Origin of the sequence: Curtobacterium sp. WHRI 8282, from assembly GCF_040223925.2 — a bacterium.
In the GTDB taxonomy this organism is placed as follows: domain Bacteria; phylum Actinomycetota; class Actinomycetes; order Actinomycetales; family Microbacteriaceae; genus Curtobacterium; species Curtobacterium flaccumfaciens.
Genome location: NZ_JBEHCD020000004.1, coordinates 169250 through 190540, shown reverse-complemented (window position 1 = coordinate 190540; position 21291 = coordinate 169250). Strand labels below are relative to the sequence as shown.

Below are 21291 nucleotides of genomic sequence, written 5' to 3'. Positions count from 1 at the left end.
AACCGGCGAACACCGGTGTTTTGCGAGAAGAAGCGCTCGGGCTACGCGAGCTCGAGCAGCACGTGACCGGACGAGACCGTCTGGCCGACCGGGGCGTTCAGGCCGGTGACGACGCCGTCCTTGTGGGCCTGCACGGGCTGCTCCATCTTCATGGCCTCGAGCACGACGAGCAGGTCGCCCTTCACCACGGTGTCACCCTCGGCGACCGCGAGCTTCACCACGGTGGCCTGCATCGGCGACGCGACGGACGACCCGGACTTCGCCAGGCCCCCGCGGACGGCCGACGAGCGGCGCTTCGGAGGAGCGGTGGGGCCGGCGGGGCGACGACCGGCGAGACCGGCACCGGCAGCACCGCCACCGACGATCGACGGCATGGTGACCTCGATGCGCTTGCCCTGCACCTCGACGACGACGCTCTCGCGCGCAGCCGGGGCCGGAAGTTCCTCGGGGGAGCCGCTCCACGCCGGGATGTCGTTGACGAAGTCGGTCTCGATCCACTGCGTGTAGATGCTGAAGGGCTCGTCGTCGGCCGTCGCGAACGCCGGGTCCGACACCACGGCACGGTGGAAGGGGAGCACGGTCGGCAGGCCCGTGACCTCGAACTCGGCGAGTGCACGGCGCGAACGCTCCAGCGCCTCGGCACGGGTGGCGCCGGTGACGATCAGCTTCGCGAGCATCGAGTCGAACGAGCCGGACACGACGTCACCGGAGACGACGCCCGAGTCGACACGCACGCCGGGGCCGGACGGTGCGTTGAAGGCGTGCACGGGGCCGGGCGCGGGGAAGAAGTTGCGACCCGGGTCCTCGCCGTTGATGCGGAACTCGAACGAGTGTCCCCGCGGCGTGGGGTCCGAGTAGTCGAGCACGCCGCCCTCGGCGATGCGGAACTGCTCGCGCACCAGGTCGATGCCGGTGACCTCTTCGGAGACGCAGTGCTCGACCTGCAGGCGGGTGTTCACCTCGAGGAACGACACGGTGCCGTCGGCGCCGATGAGGAACTCGCAGGTGCCGGCACCGACGTAGCCGACCTCGCGCAGGATCGCCTTGGACGACTCGTACAGCGCGGTCTGCTGCTCGGGCGTCAGGTAGGGCGCCGGGGCTTCCTCGACGAGCTTCTGGTGACGACGCTGCAGGGAGCAGTCGCGGGTGGAGACCACGACGACGTTGCCGTGCTCGTCCGCCAGGCACTGGGTCTCGACGTGGCGCGGCTTGTCCAGGTACTTCTCGACGAAGCACTCGCCCCGACCGAACGCGGCGATCGCCTCCCGCGTGGCGGACTCGAAGAGCTCCTCGACGGAGGCACGGTCGCGGACGACCTTCAGACCACGACCGCCACCGCCGAACGCCGCCTTGATCGCGACGGGCAGACCGACCTGGTCGACGAAGTCGAAGACCTCGGAGACGTCCTGCACGGGTTCGATGGTGCCGGGGGCGAGCGGCGCGCCGACCTTCTCGGCGACGTGGCGCGCGGAGACCTTGTCACCGAGGCGCTCGATCGATTCCGGCGACGGGCCGATCCAGACGAGCCCGGCATCGATGACGGCGCGGGCGAAGTCGGCGTTCTCGGCGAGGAACCCGTAGCCCGGGTGCACGGCGTCCGCGCCGGAGCGGCGGGCGACCGAGATGATCTTGTCGATGACGAGGTACGTGTCGGCGCTCGTGGTGCCGTTCAGCGCGTAGGCCTCGTCGGCGAGGCGGGCGTGCAGGGCATCGCGGTCCTGGTCGGCGTAGACGGCGACCGATGCCTTGCCCGCGTCGCGGGCCGCGCGGATGATGCGGACGGCGATCTCGCCGCGGTTCGCGATGAGGACCTTGCTGATACGGGGCATGACACATCAGCGTATTCGTGTGGCGGGAGTGCGTTTTGACTGGCACCCACAAAGAACCACCCGGAACAGGTGCGGATGTCTACAGTGTCCACAGGTCGTGCCAGGCGATGCCGAAGCCCCGGAGGAGCATCGATCGCAGCACCGGCAGCGACATCCCGATCACGGCGGACGGTGCTCCGTCGATCCGCGTGATGTACGCCGCGGCACGGCCGTCGATGGTGAAGGCACCCGCGACCTCGAGCGGCTCGCCCGTCGCGACGTACGCGTCGATCTCGTCGACGGACACATCGTCGGCGAAGGTCAGCACCGCGCTGTCGACCGCGACCACGCGGTCGCCACCGGCGGCCAGCGCCGACCCGCCGGGCGCGACGGCACCCAGCTGCGGGACGCCGGCGGTGGACGTGACCAGGGACCGGACGGGAGGCACGGTGCGGGCCGGTGCCGCGCCTCCAGGCCGTCCCGTGGCCGGTTCCGGGTCCCGGTGCCGGTCGTCGCGTCGTCGATCGATCACGCAGTGTCCGCTCCACAGCGTCCCGCCGCCGGCGGCGAGCATCTGTCGCCAGCGCTCCCGGGCGACTGCGGGGTCGTGCGGCTTGCCGTACAGCTGTCCGTCGACCTCGAACGCGGAGTCCCCGCCGAACACGACCCCGTCGACCGGGGACCCGGCGACCGCGGAGTCGGCGACTGCCGACGCCTTGGCGACGGCGAGCAGCGAGACGAGCTCCGGTCCGGTCAGGGCACGGCCGAGCGATGCCGCGGCGGCGGCGCCGACGGCGTCCTCGTCGACGCCGGGGGACACGAGCACGGGTTCGATCCCGGACTGGGCGAGGAGTGCTCGGCGGGCGGGGGATGTACTCGCGAGGTACAGACGCATGGGACCATCTCACCATGGGTGAATCCGTCGGCACGCTGCTCGAACTCGACGTCACTGGGATCGCCCACGGCGGCATCTCGGTGGCACGACACGAAGGACGGGTGGTCTTCGTCTCGGACGCGATCCCCGGGGAGCGCGTCGTCGCCCGGGTGACCGAGGACCGCAAGAAGTCGTTCTGGCGCGCCGACACGGTCAGCGTCATCACGCCGAGCGAGCACCGCGTCGACCACGTCTGGCCCGAGGCCGCGCTCGAGCGTGACCCCGAGACGCGCCCGGGTGGTGCCGAGTTCGGTCACATCGCCCTCTCACACCAGCGCACGCTCAAGCACGACGTCCTCGTCGACTCGTTCGCGCGGTTCGCACGGATGGACCTCGCCGAGGTGCTCGGCCACGACGTCGTCGTCGAGGCCGCGCCCGGCGACGACGCGGCGAACGGCCTCGGCTGGCGCACCCGCGTCCGGCTGCACGTCGACGAGCAGGGCACCGCCGGCCCGTTCGCGGCCCGCTCCCACTCCGTCATCCCGGTCACCGGCCTGCCGCTCGCGACCGCCGTCGTGCAGCAGAGCGCCCCGCTCGGCCGCGGCGCGCTCCCGGGCTCCTCGGTCATCGACGTCCTCGCGCCGAGTGGCTCCGAGGGTGCGCGGCTCGTCATCGACGACCAGAAGCCCACCGTGGTGACCGAGGTCGTCGGGGAGCGCACGTTCCAGGTCGACGACAACGGGTTCTGGCAGGTGCACCGCGCCGCGGCGACCGTGCTCACCGAGGCCGTGCAGGACCTGGTCGACCGCGACCGCCTGGACCCCGAGGGCACCCACCTGGACCTGTACGGCGGTGTCGGCCTGCTCGCCGCCGCCCTCGGCGACCTGGTCGGCCCGAAGGCGCGCATCACGAGCGTCGAGAGCGCCGCCCGTGCCACCGAGCACGCGCAGGAGAACCTGTCCGAGTGGCTCGGCGCCCGCGCCGAGACCGGCCGCGTGGACCGCTGGCTGACGAACACGGTGGCGAACGCCTCGCGCGCCGAGAAGGACCGCTTCCGCGCCGGCACGATCGTGCTCGACCCGCCCCGCGCCGGTGCCGGTCGTGACGTGGTCGTGCAGATCGCCGCGCTCCAGCCGGAGCAGGTCGTCTACGTGGCGTGCGACCCGGTGGCGCTGGCCCGCGACGTCGCGACGTTCGCCGACCTCGGTTACCGGCTCGAAGCACTGCGGGCCTTCGACCTGTTCCCGCACACCCACCACCTGGAAGCCGTCGCGCGCCTGGTCCCCGCACGCTGAGGTCCGGTGGTCGCGCGAGGCCGGGTCCTTGCGTGTCGGGGTGTCCACCAATCGGCGGACCGGCCAGCGTGGCGCAGCCCAGAAGCCCCGCACCTGAGTCCGGGCTGGGTATCCTGGGTCGTTGATGGCACTCCGGTTTCAGGGGCCGGCGTCGCGCATCGGAACGAGAGGCCACTGTGGCAGCAGGAACGACAACCACCAGCACCGAGACGTCAGGGGCGGCCACCAGGCCGGTCCGGGTCGCGATCGTCGACGACCACGAGTCCGTCCGACTCGGGATCCAGGCGGCGTGCCAGAACGAGGGGTTCGAGGTGGTGCTCACCGCCGCCAGCGTCCCCGAGTACGTCCAGAACCTCGGCGGGCGAGAGGTCGACGTCGTCGTCCTCGACCTGTCCCTCGGTGACGGCTCGACCGTGACCGAGAACGTCAAGGGCGTGCAGGGGACGGGATCGGCGGTGCTCGTGCACTCCATCGCGGACCGTGTCGCCAACGTGCGTGAGGCGCTCGCAGCAGGGGCTGCAGGCGTCATCCCGAAGTCCTCGGCCACCAAGACCGTGATGGCCGCGGTCGCCACCGTCGCACGCGGTGACGTGCTCAACAACCTCGAGTGGGCGAGCGCCATCGACGCCGACCGCGACTTCGCGAAGGCGCAGCTCGGCCGCCGCGAGCGCGAGATCCTGCACCTCTACGCCTCGGGTCTCCCGCTCAAGCTCGCCGCCCAGCAGCTCGGCATCGGCTACTCGACGGCCCGTGAGTACCTCGACCGGATCCGTGTGAAGTACGTCGAGGTCGGTCGCCCGGCCCCGACGAAGGTCGACCTGCTGCGTCGAGCCGTCGAGGACGGGATCCTCCCCGGACTCGACTCGGGCATCGACCCCGACGGCGACGGTCGCTGACACGGATGGCGACCGCGGCTGAGTCGGCGCGGACGGTCGTCGAACCGGCGCCGTTCGGCGCCGATCCGGCGCGCAGCGTCCGTGCCTCGATCACGCAGGCGTCGGTCGAGCGCGCGTTCGCGATCCTCCTCGCGATGGCGGCGATCGGCCTCGGCATCGTCGACGCGCCCGCGGTCCTGCAGCAGTTGCCGTACCTCGACCCGTTCTGGGGGCCGACGCTGATGCTCGCCCTCGCGGCGTCGTTCGTGTTCATCGGGGTCTCGGCCTTCGTGCAGCGGGTCGCGCAGCTGGCGCAGATCGTCTGCGCGCTGCTGTTCCTCGTCGTGCTCGTGACGTGGACGGCGACCGTGCAGCAGCCCATCCCGTCGGCGCAGCAGCCGTGGCCGTGGTGGTTCTGCACGGTCGGCTGCACGGCGGCGGCGATGGGCTTCGCCACGTGGCGTGCGACGGTCTACACCGCGCTCGTGCCGGCGGTGTACGTCGTCATCCGGCTCAGCCCGCTCGGCGGCGACGTCGGGGTCCTCGCCGTCCTGCTCGACGGTGTCTACACGGCGCTGCTCAGCGGTGCGGTGCTCGTCATCGCCGTGGTGCTGCGGCGTGCGGCCACGTCGGTCGACACGGCGCAGTCCACGGCCGTGCGGCGGTACTCGCTCGCCATCCGGGAACACGCCACCGAGGTCGAGCGGGTCCAGGTGGACGCCATCGTGCACGACAGCGTGCTCACGACGCTGCTCTCCGCCGCCCGTGCCGACACGCTCGAGGCCAAGACCCTCGCCGCGCGGATGGCCCGGAACGCGATCGACCACCTCGAGGCAGCGGCCACCGACGGTCCCGGCGACGTCGCGCCGGTCGCCCTCGGGGAACTCCGGGCGCGCATCCGCGAGGGGGTGGGTGCGTTGCCCGCCCCGGTCCGCCTCGTCCCGACGCCGACCGGGTCGGTCCGCCTGCCCGCGTCGGTCGCCGACGCGCTGGCCTCGGCGGCGCTGCAGGCCGCGGTGAACAGCGTGCAGCACGCCGGCGACGCTGACGTCTCCCGTTGGGTCCGCATCGAGCAGCAGGGCCAGGGGGTGCTCGTCGAGGTCGGTGACGACGGCCGCGGGTTCGACGTCGCGGCCATCCCCGCCGAACGGCTCGGTGTCCGTCGCTCCATCGTGGAGCGGGTCGCGACCGTCGACGGTCGCGCCGAGGTGCACACCGCACCGGGCGAGGGCACCCGCATCGTGCTGACGTGGTCGCCGGCCGCGAGGACGACCGCATGAAGGTCTCCCTGCCGGCGAGCATCGCCCTCGGCCTGGCGTCGCTGTTCTCCGTCTACCACCTGGTCCTCGCCGCTGCCACGCTGCCGCGCGTCGACCAGGTCGCCCCGATCATCGCCTGCATGGTCCTGTACGCCGCGGCCACCGGCCTGGCACTCTTCGTCCCCGGCAGGGTCCTGCCGGTCTGGACGGCCTGCTTCTCGCTCGCCACCGCGATCGTGATGCCGGTGATCGCCGCCCCCGTCCTCGTCGAGGGTCGCGGTCCTGGGTCCGCCACCTGGTGGATCGCGGCCATCGGCACACTCATGGTGGTGCTCGTCGTGCGCGGCCGCGGACCCTTCGCATGGGCCGGCGTGCTGTTCCTGACCGTGTACACCGTCGCCTGGGCCGGTCTCGGCTCGCTCGGTGGGCTCGGCGTGGTCGGCAGCGTCGCCTGGGTCGCGATCGCCACGGTCTTCGCCGCCGCGATGAGCCGCGCCATCCGGAACACCCGTGAGCTCGTCCTCGCCGAGCAGGAGACCGCGGACTGGCAGGCCGCGCAGGACGCCCACGTGTTCGAGCGGCAGTTCCGGCTGAGCCAGACCACCCGGATGGCCCTGCCGATGCTGCAGCGCATCATCGACTCCTGCGGCGACCTCGACGACGCCGACCGTGCCGAGTGCCTGCACCTCGAGCAGGCCATCCGCGACGAGATCCGGGGCCGGTCCCTGTTGTCCGACGACGTCCGCGACGAGGTGATGCGCCTGCGTCGCCGCGGCGCGACCGTGCAGTTGCACGACGACGGCGGGCTCGACGACTTGGACGCCCCGGACATCCGCCGCATCCACGCCCGCGTCGCCGAGGCGCTCCGGCAGGCCCGCGACGCCGACAACGTCATCGTGCGGACGGTCGGCGAGGGGTCCGACTCCGCGGTGACCGTCGTCGGACTCCGCCTCGACGGCGCGGCCAGCGAGTCCGCGGCGCTCGGAGCGGGGCTGGACGACGACGACGGTGACGAGGACGACTCCGTCGCACTCTGGCTGGAGATCCCGCGGCACGAGCCGGCGTAGCGCGCGCTGAGCGCGGCACGCGCGCGCGTTCCGCGACGATGCACCACGTGATCGACAGGCGGATCGTCGCGAACGTGGTGCGGACGGCGCTGCGGACGTGCGTGGTGCGCCGGACGTGCGGGCGGCGCTGGACGCGATGGGGGACAGCCGGGAGGCCCGTGGCGGCCCCGGCACGGGCCTCCCGGCCGTCACGTGGTGCGCCGGGCTGGCGCGCGCACGGGAGCGACCATGTCGTTGTCGTACGACGTCGACGGTGTCGCTCTGACCCGCGCGCAACTGTTGCGAACGCGCGGAAGCGACCGTGTCGGTGTCGTACGACGTCGACGGTGTCGTTCCGCGTCGGCATCGGCCCCGCCCCGACAGCCGCTGCAGCACCCGCCCGCAGCCGCCACACGCCCCGGAAACGGGGAACGGGCCGGTCGGATACCGACCGGCCCGTTCACGACCCGAGGCTGAGCGACAACCCGAATGTCGCCCTGCCTCGCAGCGGGCGGTGGCTTCGTACCCTAGTCGGCCACCGTCCTGCGATGTCTTTCGTTGAAGGACACCGAACACCAACTACTATGCCCACGCACGAGCTGCATGTCAGTCGTCATTATGGGGGACAATTCCGGCAGTTCCGGTCCGTATTCGCTGATCGTGTCCCCCGAGTGAGGGGATACCGACCGGGAAGTGCGCCCTGCAACCGTTCCGGTCGCGTGCGCACCAGGGGTACATCAGCGGAGCGATCGGCCCCAGGCACCCGGCCCGTGGTCGAGCGGGCGGCGCAGTCCGCGGGCCGCGGCGTCCCACCCCGTGCGGGGCTCGACGACCACGGCGGCGCGTCCGGCCGCTGCGGCTTCGTCGGCCTGCCGCTGCAGGACGGCCACCACGGCGGCGAGCTCCTCGGGCGTGGGGTCGCCGGAGACCACCCGGACGTCCGCCACCGAGGCGGGTTCGTCCGAGGGGACGGCTGCTGCGTGGCGCCCCATCAGAGCGGGATGTTCCCGTGCTTCTTCGGGGGCAGCGTGGCGCGCTTGCCCCGCAGCGACCGGAGGGCCTTGATCACCGACACCCGGGTGGCGTGCGGCTGGATGATGCCGTCGAGCTCACCGCGCTCGGCTGCCAGGTAGGGCGACGCGACGTTGTACGTGTACTCGTTCGCGAGCTTCGTGCGGACCGCGGCGACGTCCTCGCCGGACTCCTCGGCGCGCTTGATCTCGGCGCGGTACAGGATGTTGACGGCACCCTGGCCGCCCATGACGGCGATCTCGGCGGTCGGCCACGCCAGGTTGATGTCGGCACCGAGCTGCTTCGAGCCCATCACGATGTACGCGCCGCCGTAGGCCTTGCGGGTGATGACGGTGACGAGCGGGACGGTGGCCTCGGCGTAGGCGTACAGCAGCTTCGCGCCGCGGCGGATGACGCCGGTCCACTCCTGGTCGGTGCCGGGCAGGTAGCCGGGCACGTCCACCAGGGTCAGGATCGGGATGCCGAAGGCGTCGCAGAACCGCACGAAGCGGGCGGCCTTCTCGCCGGCGTCGATGTTCAGCGTGCCGGCCATCGCCTGCGGCTGGTTCGCGATGATGCCGACCGTGCGGCCCTCGACCCGGCCGAAGCCGATCAGGATGTTCGGCGCGAAGAGCGGCTGGACCTCGAGGAACTCACCGTCGTCGACGATGTGCTCGATGATCGTGGTGACGTCGTACGGCTGGTTGGTCGAGTCCGGGATCACGAGGTCGAGCTCGTGGTCGGCGTCGGTGGTCTCGAGCTCCGGGGCGACGTCGTAGGCCGGCGGGTCGGACATGTTGTTGTCCGGCAGGAACCCGATGAGCGAGCGCGCGTAGTCGAGCGCGTCGGTCTCGTCCTCGGCCAGGTAGTGGGCCACGCCGGAGACCGCGTTGTGCGTCTGGGCGCCACCGAGCTCCTCGAAGCCGACGTCCTCGCCCGTGACGGTCTTGATGACGTCCGGACCGGTGACGAACATGTGGCTGGTCTTGTCGACCATGATGACGAAGTCGGTGAGCGCGGGGGAGTACACCGCACCGCCGGCCGCCGGGCCCATCACGATGGAGAGCTGCGGGATGACGCCGGAAGCCTGGGTGTTCAGGCGGAAGATCTCGCCGTACTTGCCGAGCGCGACGACGCCTTCCTGGATGCGGGCGCCGCCGGAGTCGAGGATGCCGATGATCGGCACACCCGTCTTCAGCGCGTGCTGCATGACCTTGATGATCTTCTCGCCGGCGACCTCGCCGAGGGACCCGCCGAAGACCGTGAAGTCCTGGGCGTAGACCGCGACGTTGCGCCCGTGGATCGTGCCGACGCCGGTGACGACCGCGTCACCGTAGGGGCGCTTGGCGTCCATGCCGAACGACGTGGTGCGGTGGCGCACGAACTCGTCGAACTCCACGAAGGAGTTCGGATCGAGCAGCTGCTCGATGCGTTCGCGCGCGGTGCCCTTGCCCTTCGCGTGCTGCTTGGCGATGGCGGATTCGCCCGCGGCGGTCACGGCCTCGTGGTACCGGTCGCGGAGGTCGGCCAGCCGGCCGGCCGTCGTCGACAGATCGGGGGTGTCTCCTGAAGTCACCCGCTCACCCTACCGGCGGGTGGGACGCTGCCGGTTGGAGGACCCCCACGGTTCCTGCCCGTACATTTGCGTGCATGTCCACATCCCCGTCGCCGTCGTTCCCCGCCACCAGCGAGGCGGTCCGGTCGGCGGGCGCGACGATCACCGCCCCCGCCGAGACCGGGTCCACCAACGCGGACCTGCTCGCCGCCGCTCCGGAGCAGCAGCACGGCAGCGTCCTCGCGACCCTGCACCAGACCGCGGGCCGGGGTCGGCTCGACCGCACCTGGACCGCTCCGGCCGGTGAGACGCTGGCCGCCAGCGTGCTCGTCCGGGCGGACCTGGACGACCACGACCGCGGCTGGCTGCCGTTGGTGGCTGGCGCGGCCATGCGCGACGCGATCGCGTCGGTGCTCCCCACCGGCGCGGACGTCGTGGTGAAGTGGCCGAACGACGTGCAGGTCGCCGGGGACAAGGTGTGCGGGATCCTCTGCCAGGTCGCCGCCGACGGCAGCGTCGTGGTCGGGGCCGGCGTGAACCTGACGATCCCGGCTGATCGGCTGCCCACCCCGACGTCCACCTCGCTCCTGCTCGCCGGCGCGGTCGACGACGCACCCGCCCTGGCCGACGCGGTCCTGTCCGCCTTCCTGCGGTCCGTCCTGGAGGCGGTGGCCGGCCTGGTCACGGGTGGTCCCGCCGCCGAGACGGTCCGGTCCCACGTCCGCGCCGCGTGCGGCACCATCGGTCGCCGCATCCGCCTCGAGCTGCCGGACGGCACCGTCGAGGAGGCCGACGCGACCGGCATCGACGACGCCGGTCGCATCACGATCCGGGACCAGGCGGGGCGCACCAGGGGCGTCGCGGTGGGAGACGTCACCCACCTGCGGTATGCATGACGGCATGACCGCCGAGCCCCCGCCCGAACGTGTCGTCGCGCGCCTGCGACCGCACGCTCGTCGGCTGGTGCGCCCGGCGGTGTTCGTCGTGCTCGTCACCGCGGCCGGGGGGTTCGGCTTCGGCGTGTTCCAGGCGCAGCTGGCGTGGCTGAACGCCGTCGTCGCGCTCGTCGTCGTGGTGCTCGTCGTGTTCGGCGGCGCCGTCCCGCTGTTCCGCTGGATGTCGGAGCGGTACGTCGTCACCACCCGTCGCCTGGTCGTGGTCAACGGACTCGGCACGCGGACGCGGCGGGAGCTGCTGCACTCCCGCGGCTACGACGTCACCGTGCGGCGCCGCGGGCTGCAGGGGCTGTTCCGCTCTGGCGACGTGCTCGTGTTCCCCGGGGACGACCCGGCGGTGGTCCTCGCCGACGTGCCGCACGCCGACCTCGTCGTCGCCGTCCTGCACGACCTGGTGGAGGCGTACGAGGCCAGGCGCCGGCACCGTGAGCCGGACTGGGACGAGATCGTCGGCGGTCCGGACCGTCCGCCGTGGGGTGACGTGCGGGCCTGACCCCGGCCGGTGCGGGCGTCGCCGCGGGCGTCGCTGCGGCGCCGTGATGAGAGTTCGGCGAGAAACCGGTACCGTCTTCGACGTGCGTATCTCAGTGATCGGCTGCGGCTACCTCGGTGCCGTGCACGCCGCCTCCATGGCCAAACTCGGACACGAGGTCGTCGCCGTGGACGTCGACCCCACCAAGATCGAGCGGCTCGCTGCGGGCGAGGCCCCCTTCTTCGAGCCGGGCCTGCCCGAGATCCTGACCGAGGCCCTCGAGTCCGGTCGGATCCGCTTCACTACCGACATGGCCGAGGTCGCCGGCGCCCGCGTGCACTTCCTCGCCGTCGGCACCCCGCAGGGTCCGACCGGTGCCGCAGACCTGACCTACGTGGACGCCGCCGTCGCCGCGCTCACCCCGCACCTGTCCGCGGGCGAGTTCGTCGTCGGCAAGTCGACCGTGCCGGTCGGCACCGCCGCACGCCTGGCCGCCGAGGTCAGCGAAGCCGTCCCCGGTGCCACCCTCGTCTGGAACCCCGAGTTCCTGCGTGAGGGCTTCGCCGTGCAGGACACCATCGCGCCGGACCGCTTCGTCTACGGCGTGCCCGACGGCGAGGGCGGCGAACAGGCCGTCGCCGCCCTCGACGAGGTCTACGCCGAGGCGCTGTCCACCGGCACGCCCCGACTCGTCGTCAACCTGCCCACCGCCGAGCTCGTGAAGATCAGCGCCAACGCGTTCCTCGCCACGAAGATCTCGTTCATCAACTCGATGGCCGAGATCGCCGAGGTCGCCGGTGCCGACGTCACGGCGCTCGCCGACGCGATCGGCCACGACGCCCGCATTGGCCGGAAGTTCCTGAACGCCGGCCTCGGCTTCGGTGGCGGTTGCCTGCCGAAGGACATCCGTGCGTTCCAGGCGCGGGCGAACGAGCTGGGCGTCGGGGAGTCCCTGGCGTTCCTGGCCGACGTCGACGCCACGAACCTGCGCCGTCGCGCCCACGTCGTGGAGCTGGCGCAGGAGCTGCTCGGCGGGGTCGTCAGCGGCAAGCGCGTCGCGGTGCTCGGCCTGGCCTTCAAGCCGAACTCCGACGACGTCCGCGACTCGCCGGCCCTCGACATCGCGGCCCGCCTGCACGAACTCGGCGCCGTCGTCTCGGCGTACGACCCCGAGGCCGTCGTCACCGCGCGCCGCGTGCGCCCCGAGCTCGACTACGTCGAGAGCGCGGCCGAGGCACTGGGGGGAGCGGAGCTGGTGCTCGTGCTCACCGAGTGGACCGAGTTCCGCGAGCTCGACGCGACCGCCGCCGCCGCGCTCGTGGCGTCACCCGTGGTCATCGACGGCCGCAACTGCCTCGATCGCGACGCCTGGACCGCGGCGGGCTTCACGTACCGCGGCATGGGGCGCTGAGCATCATCCCGGGGGGCGGCAGCACGGGCATTGCGGACACAGACACGGGGACGACCGTGCCGCCACGTGCTGTCGCGCACGCGGCCGGACCACGGACGCGGGAGCGGGAGCGTCACCGTCGTCGGTTCGGCGCGTTCCACGAGGGGCGGCACCCGTCGCGTTCCTCGATCCTGGCCAACGCTGCGCTGCTGCTCGTCGCCGCGGTCCTGGTCGGCGTCGTGGCCTACCGCACCCGGCTCGAAGTGACCAACATCGACGGCATCTCGTACATGTCGATCGCCGAGCAGTACGCCGGCGGGCACTGGGCCGAGGCGGTCAACGGCTACTGGTCCCCGATGGTCTCCTGGCTGATGGCGCCGTTCATGGTGATGGGGTTCGGACCGAGCACGGCGTTCGCGATCGTGAACCTGGCGGCGAGCACCGCCGTGATGGGCGTCGGCGCGTGGCTGCTGCTGCGGACGACCGGCAACGGCTGGACCGCCGCGTGGTCGATCGTGGCGACCGCCCCGCTGATGCTGGCGAACGTCGCCCTGCAGACGCCGGACACCCTCGTGCTGCTGTGGGGCCTGCTCTTCGTGTGGTCGTTGCTCGCGGCGGACCGCGCCTGGCACGGCTCGGTCCGGCGCATCGTCGTGGCCGCGGCGGTCGTCGGACTGGTGTGCGCCATCGGGTACTGCACGAAGGCGTTCCTGGTCCCCGTGTTCCTCGTGGTGGTGCCGTCGTGGGCGCTCGTCCGGTGGTTCCAGGACCGGCGGGACGCACGAGAACCGCGGTCGCTGCTGCTGCCGGTGGTCGCGCTCCTGACGGCGGTGCTGTTCTCCGCGCCCTGGGTGGGGGCGCTGTCGGCCAAGTTCGGTGGCATCGAGCTCGGATCGTCACTGACGGTCAACGTCTCGAAGAAGTTCTCCGACTCGTCCGGCAAGGACTACCAGGAGGTCCGGATCCCCGCGCCGCCGAACGGGCTGGCGGTGTCGCCGAACGAGGACCGCACACCGTCGCTGTACGAGGCCGGCGTGTACACCGCCGAGCGCGAGCTGCCGGTCCGGCTGCCTGCCGGCACACCGGTCGCGGCCGAGCCCGACGAGAGCAGCACGACGACGCTCGTCGGCAAGGTCCGGTACTACGTCGAGCAGCGCCTCGAAGCGCTGCCCTTCTACTTCACCCGCATCGGCTCGTTCGCGCCCTTCGCCCTGGCCATCGGGGTGGTGTTCGTCGGTGCGGCCGTCGCCGGGGTGGTGCACTACCGGCGGTTCGTCTTCACGAGCATCGTCGGGCTGTTCTCCGGCGTGTACCTGCTCGGGTACGCGGGCATCGCGACGGTGGAGTCGTTGGGTGGCAACGCGCGGTACTACCTGCCGCTCTTCACGGGTTCGGTGCTCGTCGCCGGAGCCCTGCTGCCCACTTTCTGGCGCACGGTGCGGCGCGGTCGACGCATCCGCAAGGTCGTCGCCGTCCTCGGCTGTGTGCTGGTCGTGGTCGCTTCGTACAGTCAGAACGTGAACGGTGTCCGCGCCCCGTTCTCGACGTACGAGGTCCGCCCGTCGGGCATCCCGGCCGGACAGGTCCTCGGCGAGGTCATCCACCCCGACGAGCCGCTGGTCGACGCGCTCCTGGCGTCCGACGTCATCCCCGCCGGCAGCAGGATCCTCGGCACGAACACCCGCAACACGGTGCTCGTGGCGTTCCGGCTCGGTGCCCAGATGTACGGCGAGGACGGGCAGGCGTACGACTACCAGGACCCGGCCTTCGTCGGCCTGCTCCGCGAAGCGGACGTGCAGTACTTCCTGAACTACACGAACCCGCGCGACCCGCAGGTCCGCGACTACTCCGCCATCGGACCGGTGGTCGGCACGTTCCCGGTCTACCAGGTCTGCTCGGACGCCAAGGGCGCCCCGCAGCAGTCCTGCTCGGTGGACGTCATCCAGGTCGCCGAGCGCTGACCGAGACGGGCCACGGCCGCCACACCCCGCCCACGCCGACCGTGATCCCGGCGGCGACAAGGATGGCGACCAGGAGCACCACGGCGAACGGCACCGGACCGGTGGCCCCGTACCGCGCGACGCTCGTCGCCGACAGGGGGCCGTCGGCGGCGTTCCAGAACCAGGCGCTGACGACGGAGAGCCCCCAGAGCCCCACCGCCGGCAGCGCGACGGCGAGCGACCGGGTGAGCACGGTCCGTCCGGCGCCCGGCCCCGTGAGCCGCCGCCACGCGAGGGCGCTGAGCACCACGAGGCACACGAGTGCGGGGAACAGGTAGCGGCCCTGGGTGCCGGCCACCTCGGTCGTGTCCAGGTACGCCCGGGCGCTGCTCGCCGTCTGCAGGAGCAGCAGGAGTCCGGGGAACACCGCGAGGCACACCGCCGGCACCAGAGTGGGTCCGCGCCGGAACGCCCAGCCGACGAGCACGACGAGTGCGACGGCGGTCAGGACGGCGGTCAGGGTGTCACCGATGCTCACCTGCGCCCGCTGCCCGGGGGACCCCCAGAACGTCCGCGCGAGCGTTCCCCAGCTGACGTCGAGGAAGTGCCCGGGTGACGGGTGCTCACCCGCCGGGAACGGACGGTCCGGCCGGATCGCGGCGTAGCCGTCGGGTTGCAGGGTGTGGAACACGAGGAGGTTGCGCACCCACCACCACGAACCGATCGCCCCCGCCACGACGAGTGCGGCGGCCGTCCGGAGGGATCGTGCACCACCGGTCAGCGTGCCCGCTCCCGCGACGAGCACCACGAGCGCCACGAAGGGGATCGCCGGCAGCCCCGTGCCCTTCGTCGCGACGAGGAGTCCGAGCGCCACGGCGAGGGCGAGCAGGGTCCGGCGGCGGAGGTCGCCCGTGAGCAGCCGGGTCGCGAGCCACACCACCGTGCCACCGAGCAGGAGCACCGGGGCGTCGTTCGTCACCGACGCGCCGACGGACGCCAGCTGCGGCACGGCGAACAGGGCGAGGGCGCCGAACAGTGCCGCGCGCGGCGAGCGCGTCAGGCGGCGGACCGCTGCCCACGTCAGCAGCGCGAGCGGGGTCACGAGCGCGGCGTCGACGAGCCGGAGGGCGACGAGCGCGTGGTCCCAGCGCAGCGAGCCGTGGTGCAGGACCCGGAGCACGGCGGCGTCCGCCAGGTACGCCGTCGGGGGGTGCTGGGTCATCTGGTTCACCGTCCCGGAGTCCCCAGGGTGTTCCTGCAGCAGCGCGCTGACGGTCGACCAGGACGACGCATCCCCGGAGGCCTGCTCCTGCTGCGCGGCCCCGACGGCGTTCGACACGTGCAGGGTGCCCGGGTCGGGCCACCCGGAGCCGGTCGCAACGTGCAGGGCGGCGTCGAAGTGGGCCGGCTCGTCCGGTGCCTGGAACGCCGGGACGACGAGCGCCCAGAGGACGAGCCAGAGGCCGAACGCGGCGGTCAGCACCGCGGTCCGCAGGGCCTCCGCCCGGGTGACGAGGGGGTGCGGTGCGTGCTGCATCGCTCCGAGACTACTGGCCGGACGCCTCGGACCGGGTCGTCGCGGCGACGGTCGCGTCCTCGACGGTGTCGGCTCCGGCGCGCTCGTCCGGTCCGGTGCGTCCGACGCGCTCCGGGTGGTAGACCCACACCTTGTAGAGCCAGAAGCGGAACACGGTGCCGAGCAGCAGCCCGATGACGTTGCCGGAGACGTTGTCGGCCAGCGCCGACGTGAAGCCGAGGACGTAGTGGGAGACGGCGAGGCAGCCGAGCGAGATGACCATGCCGCCGAGGGACACGACGACGAACTCGACACCCTCGCGGGTGGCAACGGCCCGTCGCTGCTCGCGGAACGTCCAGTACCGGTTGCCCATCCAGTTGACGAAGATGGCGACCGTCGTGGAGACCACCTTCGCCCAGAACGGTCCCGAGTGCACGTCCTCCGGGTTCAGCAGGGTCGACCGCAGCACGTTGAACACCGTGGTGTCCACGACGAAGCCGACGGCACCGACGACGCCGAAGCGTGCCAGCTGGGCGATGAGGCGCCGCACGAGCCCTCCAGGATCCGTAGAGTTGTGACCGGTCGTGCAGAGCGCGACCCGAACAGCGATTGTAGACAACGCGTTCACACCATGCGGTGGGAACGCCGGAAGGATCACACAGCATGGCGTTGCGCGTCGGGGTCATCGGTGGGGGACAGCTGGCACGGATGATGGTGCCGGCCGCGGTCGAACTGGGGATCGACATCCGGGTGCTCGCCGAGGGGCCGGGCATGTCCGCAGGCATCGCCGCCACCGCCGAGGGCGACTACCACGACGCCGCCACGGTGCTCGAGTTCGCCCGGCAGGTCGACGTCGTGACCTTCGACCACGAGCACGTGCCGCAGGACGTCCTGCGCAGCCTGGTCGACGCGGGCGTGGCGGTCCACCCCGGTCCGGACGCGCTGGCCGTCGCCCAGGACAAGATCACCATGCGCCGCCGGCTGAGCGAACTCGGCTTGCCGGTGCCCGACTGGGCCGCCGTGCACGGTCCCGACGAACTCCGTGCCTTCCTCGCCGAGCACGGTGGCCGAGCCGTCGTCAAGACGCCGCGGGGCGGCTACGACGGCAAGGGCGTCCGGGTCGTCTCGGACGCTTCCGACGTCGACGACTGGTTCATCGCCGTGGCCGAGGCCGGCGGCGACCAGGCCCTCCTGGTCGAGGAGCTCGTCCCCTTCACCCGCGAGCTCGCGCAGTCCGTGGCACGCCGACCCTCCGGGCAGGTCGTCGCCTGGCCGCTCGTCGAGACCGTGCAGCGCGACGGGGTCTGCGCCGAGGTCATCGCACCCGCTCCGGACAGCGCCGGCCGGATCGCCGACCTGACCGAGTCGATCGCCGTCCGCATCGCCGAAGAACTCGGTGTGACCGGCGTGCTGGCCGTCGAGCTGTTCCAGACCGACGACGAACGCATCCTGATCAACGAGCTCGCGATGCGTCCGCACAACACCGGGCACTGGACCATCGACGGTGCCACCACGAGCCAGTTCGAGCAGCACCTGCGAGCGGTCCTCGACCTGCCGCTCGGAGCCACCGGCTCGTTCGCCCCGGCGTCCGTCATGGTGAACGTGCTCGGCGGACCCGCGGACGGCGACCTCGCCGCCCGGTACCCCGCAGCGCTCGAGGCCTTCCCCGAGGCGAAGTACCACTTCTACGGCAAGGCGCCCCGGCCCGGCCGGAAGATCGGGCACGTCACGGTGCTCGGTGACGACGTCGACGACGTCGTGTACCGCGCCCGCGCGGCCGCAGCGCACTTCGACGACTGAGGTCGCGTCACCGACGTGACCGGATGACGTCACTGGAGGCTCGTGGCGACGCCGCCACGGGCCTCCCGTAGCGTCCCGGGTGCGGGACGCACTTGTCGGCCGCTCTGCGGACACCCCCTCGGGTGGCACCCGGTCGGGAGGCTGGCGGGGGTCGGGACCGCGTGTTCCCCTGGAACGGTCCGTGCCCACCGTCCAGGGAGTCCCCATGCGCCGCCGTCCGCGCCGTGCCGCCGTCTGCGGCGCCGCCGTCGCCCTCGTCGCAGCCGTCGCCGGCCTGCTGCCGACCGCGTCCGCGTCCGCAGCGACCTCGGCCGCCACCATCCGCTCGGCCACGTCCGCGTCGCTCTACGGAGCCGGGCCGTACCGGTCGCCCACGAGCGAGGCCGCGAAGGCCCAGGCTGCCCTCGCCGCCACCGACCCGGCCGGAGCCGCTGCGGCGGGGACCATCGCCGGCCACCCCGTCGCCACCTGGCTCGGCGACTGGAGCCAGGGGACGCAGCTGACCAAGACGATCAGCACCGCCCTCACGGGGGCCGAGCAGTCCGGTACCACCCCCGTGTTCGTGCTCTACGCGATCCCGGACCGCGACTGCGGCGGGTACTCCGCCGGGGGCTTCGACGAGCGGTCCTACGACGCCTGGGTCGACCAGGTCACCGCGGCTCTCGCCGGGCACCGTGCAGCCGTCATCGTCGAACCGGACTCGCTCGCGATGCTCAGCAACGCCAAGTGCAGCACCGCGCTCGACGAGCAGCGCTACCGCATCCTGTCCCGCACCGTCGCCGGGCTGACCGCCGCAGGGGTCCCCGCCTACCTGGACGCCGGCAACTCGAACTGGGTGCAGCCGGCGCTGATGGCGTCGCGGCTGAACAGTGCGGGCGTGCAGCAGGCCCGCGGGTTCTTCACGAACGTCGCGAACTACTACCCGACCGCGCAGGAGCAGGCGTACGCGCAGAAGGTGTCCGCCGCGACCGGGGGCTCGCACTACGTGATCGACACCTCGCGCAACGGGCAGGGCTGGCGCGGAACCTGGTGCAACGGGCCGGGCGCCGGGCTCGGCACCTCGCCCCGGGTGGTGTCCGACGGCACGGCGCTCGACGCCCTGCTGTGGGTGAAGACCCCCGGCGCGAGCGACGGCACCTGCAACGGTGCCCCGGCTGCAGGCAAGTGGTTCTCTTCCTACGCGCAGGCGCTGGTCGCGAACGCCCGGCTCGGGGTGCCCACCGCCGACCTGGCCCCGCGCGGTGCGCTCGAGGCCGTCGTCGGTGCCGGCGGAGGAGTCCGCGTGCGCGGCTGGGCCTTCGACGAGGACGACCCGACGCAGCCGGTCCGGGTCCGGGCGACGGTGGACGGTGTCGCCGCCGGCGTGCTGAGCGCGGACCGCACCCGCCCGGACATCGACGCGGCGTACGGCGTCGGGGAGCCCCACGGGTTCGACACCGCGGTGCCGGCCGCCGAGGGCCTCCGCCGGGTCTGCGTCACCGCGGTGAACATCGGCGCGGGGTCCGACGCCGAGCTCGGGTGCGTGCAGGTGCGTGCCCTCCGGCACGACCCGTACGTCGGCCTCGAGTCGGTGACCGTCGCGGTCGGTGGCGTCGCCGTGACGGGCTGGGCGTTCGACGGGGACGCTCCGGACACGGCCAGCACGGTCGCGTTCACGGTCGACGGACGGGTCGTCGCGTCCCGGTCCGCCGGTCGGGCCCGGGCGGACGTCGACCGGACCTGGGGCGCCGGTCCCGCGCACGGGTTCGCCGAGATCGTGGCCTCGGGGGCGGGGAAGCACACCGTGTGCGCGATCGCCCGGAACATCGACGGCGGCGCGGACCGGACGGCGAGCCCGTGCCGGAGCGTCACGGTGCCCGTCGCGGCCCCGGTCGGCCGGAGCGAATCTGCGTCGTCCGGATCGGCTGGCCGCGTCAGCGTCCGGGGGTGGGCGTTCGACCGGGACGCCGTGCAGCGTCCGGTCACGGTCCGGGTGAGCGTCGGCGGCCGGGTCGTCGGCAGTCTCGTCGCCGATCGGCAGCGCAGCGACGTCGACCGTGTCCACGGCGGCGGCGAGCACCACGGGTTCACCGGGTCGGTGCCGGTCGCGTCCGGGAAGCGATCGGTGTGCCTCACCGCGGTCGGGATCGGGAAGGGCGGCGACACGTCGCTGGGCTGCGCGACGGTGCAGGTGCGCTGACCGCGACCGCGACCGCGACCACGACCACGACCGCGACCACGACCGCGACCACGAGGGCGAGCGGAGCGGTCGCCTGGGCGGGTGCGGCTGCGACCGTCCGGCGGGTGCGGGAGAATGGCGCCATGCCGCGTGATCTCGTCCGCCGGGCCGTCCGTCGGCTCCGCCGCGCCGTCGTCGGTGCGCCGCGTCCAGATGCCGAGCACGAGCGTCCGCCCGAGCAGCAGCAGGCGACGGCCACTCGGGCCGTGCCGCTGCCGGTCCTCGGGTACGTCGTCGCGGGCGGGGGCGGTGCACACCCCGCGTCCGCCCACGTCCGCGTCGTGCGCCGGGTGGAGCACCTGTCGGACGCCGGTGCCGCCGAGGTCCGACAGGTCGATCCCGTGGCCTTCGTCGCTGGCGCCGACACCACCGCGTACACCGCGGTCCTCGTGCAGCGCGACGTCCTGCCGCGCACCGTCGTGCAGCCCTTCCTCGAGACCGCGGCGCGGCGGGGGATCCGGGTGGTGGCCGAGGTCGACGACGACTTCTTCACGGTGTCCGGCCGGGCACGACTGGCCCGTGCCGAGTACGACCCGGACCGCCTGGCCTCCATCGACGCCCTGGTGCGCGGCGCCGACACCGTGATCGTGAGCACGCCGGAGCTCGCCGAGGTGGTGCGTCCGGTCGCCCGGCACGTCGTGGTCGTGCCGAACGCCCTCGACCCGGGGTTGTGGACCTCCGGCGCGACCGAGGACGACGACGAACGGCCGGCCGGCGAGCACCGCGTGCTGTACATGGGAACGCTCACCCACGCCGCCGACCTCGAACTGCTCCGGGACGTCTTCGCCGACCTGGCCACAGCCGACGGCACCCCGATCCGGCTCGAGGTCATCGGCGTCACCGAGGACGGCGACGCCGACTGGTTCCGCCGGATCGAGGTGCCCGACGGGCACTACCCGGCGTTCTCCCGCTGGCTCGTCGCCCACCGCGCGCGCTGGCGTGCGGGAGTCGCGCCGCTGCGGGACGAGGAGTTCAACCGCGCGAAGAGCGACCTGAAGTTCCTGGAGTACACGGCACTCGGGCTGCCGGCCGTGGTCTCCGACCGGCCGTCGTACGCCGTGGCCGAGCGGTACGGAGCGGTCGGGGTCCCCGACGACGTCGACGCCTGGCGGGTAGCCGTCCGCGGCGCGGTCGAGCGTGGGGCGCCCGACGAACGGGCCGAGCGGTGGGTCCGCGACGCGCGGACGATCGGCCGTGACGGTGACACCTGGCGGCGGGTGCTGCTCGGCTAGGCTCGGCGTGTGACCGACTCCGCAGCCCCAGCACAGCCGCTCGT

The 21291-nt window shown here is 72.6% G+C and carries 17 protein-coding genes; 11 read left to right on the top strand and 6 right to left on the bottom strand.

Annotation, left to right across the window (positions count from 1 at the left end; translation table 11 throughout):
* Positions 1 to 41: 41 nt before the first annotated feature.
* Both ABRP24_RS14740 and ABRP24_RS14735 read right to left on the bottom strand, forming a co-directional pair.
* A complete protein-coding gene (locus ABRP24_RS14740; RefSeq protein WP_173034498.1) occupies positions 42 to 1829 on the bottom strand; it encodes a biotin carboxylase N-terminal domain-containing protein in 1788 nt (595 codons plus the stop codon).
* A 79-nt stretch (positions 1830 to 1908) separates the two neighbouring features.
* Positions 1909 to 2703: a Maf family protein gene (locus ABRP24_RS14735; protein ID WP_349848976.1), complete on the bottom strand. Its 795-nt coding sequence runs from the start codon at positions 2701 to 2703 to the stop codon at positions 1909 to 1911.
* Positions 2704 to 2717: 14 nt separating this feature from the next.
* Between ABRP24_RS14735 and ABRP24_RS14730 the strand changes: the two genes are divergently transcribed.
* The 4 genes from ABRP24_RS14730 to ABRP24_RS14715 all read left to right on the top strand — a co-directional run bounded on the left by ABRP24_RS14730 (position 2718) and on the right by ABRP24_RS14715 (position 7178).
* Positions 2718 to 3977 (top strand): TRAM domain-containing protein, encoded by a 1260-nt coding sequence (locus tag ABRP24_RS14730; protein WP_349848974.1) that lies wholly within the window; start codon positions 2718 to 2720, stop codon positions 3975 to 3977.
* A 176-nt stretch (positions 3978 to 4153) separates the two neighbouring features.
* A complete protein-coding gene (locus tag ABRP24_RS14725) occupies positions 4154 to 4873 on the top strand; it encodes a response regulator transcription factor (RefSeq protein ID WP_301597583.1) in 720 nt (239 codons plus the stop codon).
* A gap of 5 nt (positions 4874 to 4878) precedes the next feature.
* Positions 4879 to 6132: an ATP-binding protein gene (locus tag ABRP24_RS14720; protein WP_349848971.1), complete on the top strand. Its 1254-nt coding sequence runs from the start codon at positions 4879 to 4881 to the stop codon at positions 6130 to 6132.
* Positions 6129 to 7178 (top strand): hypothetical protein, encoded by a 1050-nt coding sequence (locus ABRP24_RS14715; protein WP_027466467.1) that lies wholly within the window; start codon positions 6129 to 6131, stop codon positions 7176 to 7178. Before ABRP24_RS14720 ends, ABRP24_RS14715 begins: the two co-directional genes overlap by 4 nt.
* Before the next feature lie 716 nt (positions 7179 to 7894).
* Here ABRP24_RS14715 and ABRP24_RS14710 read toward each other — a convergent pair.
* Positions 7895 to 8149, bottom strand: a complete 255-nt coding sequence (locus ABRP24_RS14710; RefSeq protein WP_051596908.1) for an acyl-CoA carboxylase subunit epsilon — start codon at positions 8147 to 8149, stop codon at positions 7895 to 7897.
* On the bottom strand, positions 8149 to 9744 hold the full coding sequence (locus tag ABRP24_RS14705) for an acyl-CoA carboxylase subunit beta (RefSeq protein ID WP_349848968.1): 1596 nt from the start codon (positions 9742 to 9744) through the stop codon (positions 8149 to 8151). The genes ABRP24_RS14710 and ABRP24_RS14705 overlap by 1 nt, the downstream gene beginning before the upstream one ends.
* A 74-nt stretch (positions 9745 to 9818) precedes the next feature.
* On the opposite strand from ABRP24_RS14705, the gene ABRP24_RS14700 reads away from it, so the two are divergent.
* The 4 genes from ABRP24_RS14700 (at position 9819) to ABRP24_RS14685 (ending at position 14502) form a co-directional block, all read left to right on the top strand.
* On the top strand, positions 9819 to 10619 hold the full coding sequence (locus ABRP24_RS14700) for a biotin--[acetyl-CoA-carboxylase] ligase (RefSeq protein WP_214525931.1): 801 nt from the start codon (positions 9819 to 9821) through the stop codon (positions 10617 to 10619).
* A gap of 4 nt (positions 10620 to 10623) precedes the next feature.
* Positions 10624 to 11172, top strand: coding sequence for a PH domain-containing protein (locus ABRP24_RS14695; protein WP_071244247.1), 549 nt, complete (start codon positions 10624 to 10626; stop codon positions 11170 to 11172).
* Between the two features lie 82 nt (positions 11173 to 11254).
* Positions 11255 to 12562: a UDP-glucose/GDP-mannose dehydrogenase family protein gene (locus ABRP24_RS14690; protein ID WP_349848965.1), complete on the top strand. Its 1308-nt coding sequence runs from the start codon at positions 11255 to 11257 to the stop codon at positions 12560 to 12562.
* Positions 12563 to 12618: 56 nt separating this feature from the next.
* Positions 12619 to 14502, top strand: coding sequence for a hypothetical protein (locus ABRP24_RS14685; RefSeq protein ID WP_214520475.1), 1884 nt, complete (start codon positions 12619 to 12621; stop codon positions 14500 to 14502).
* On the opposite strand, the gene ABRP24_RS14680 is transcribed toward ABRP24_RS14685, so the two are convergent.
* Entirely contained in the window at positions 14480 to 16018 is a 1539-nt protein-coding gene (locus tag ABRP24_RS14680; RefSeq protein WP_349848963.1) for a DUF2142 domain-containing protein, read from the bottom strand. The genes ABRP24_RS14685 and ABRP24_RS14680 overlap by 23 nt on opposite strands.
* A gap of 10 nt (positions 16019 to 16028) precedes the next feature.
* Positions 16029 to 16547 carry a GtrA family protein gene (locus ABRP24_RS14675; protein WP_071244232.1) on the bottom strand — a complete coding sequence of 173 codons (519 nt, stop codon included), beginning with the start codon at positions 16545 to 16547 and terminating at the stop codon, positions 16029 to 16031.
* 113 nt (positions 16548 to 16660) lie between these two features.
* On the opposite strand from ABRP24_RS14675, the gene ABRP24_RS14670 reads away from it, so the two are divergent.
* From ABRP24_RS14670 to ABRP24_RS14660, 3 genes are all read left to right on the top strand, one after another.
* Complete coding sequence (locus ABRP24_RS14670) at positions 16661 to 17797, top strand: 5-(carboxyamino)imidazole ribonucleotide synthase (protein ID WP_027466473.1); 1137 nt, start codon at positions 16661 to 16663, stop codon at positions 17795 to 17797.
* 205 nt (positions 17798 to 18002) lie between these two features.
* Positions 18003 to 19976 (top strand): glycoside hydrolase family 6 protein, encoded by a 1974-nt coding sequence (locus tag ABRP24_RS14665; RefSeq protein ID WP_301627972.1) that lies wholly within the window; start codon positions 18003 to 18005, stop codon positions 19974 to 19976.
* Between the two features lie 122 nt (positions 19977 to 20098).
* Positions 20099 to 21247 (top strand): hypothetical protein, encoded by a 1149-nt coding sequence (locus tag ABRP24_RS14660; RefSeq protein WP_349848960.1) that lies wholly within the window; start codon positions 20099 to 20101, stop codon positions 21245 to 21247.
* Positions 21248 to 21291 lie beyond the last annotated feature (44 nt).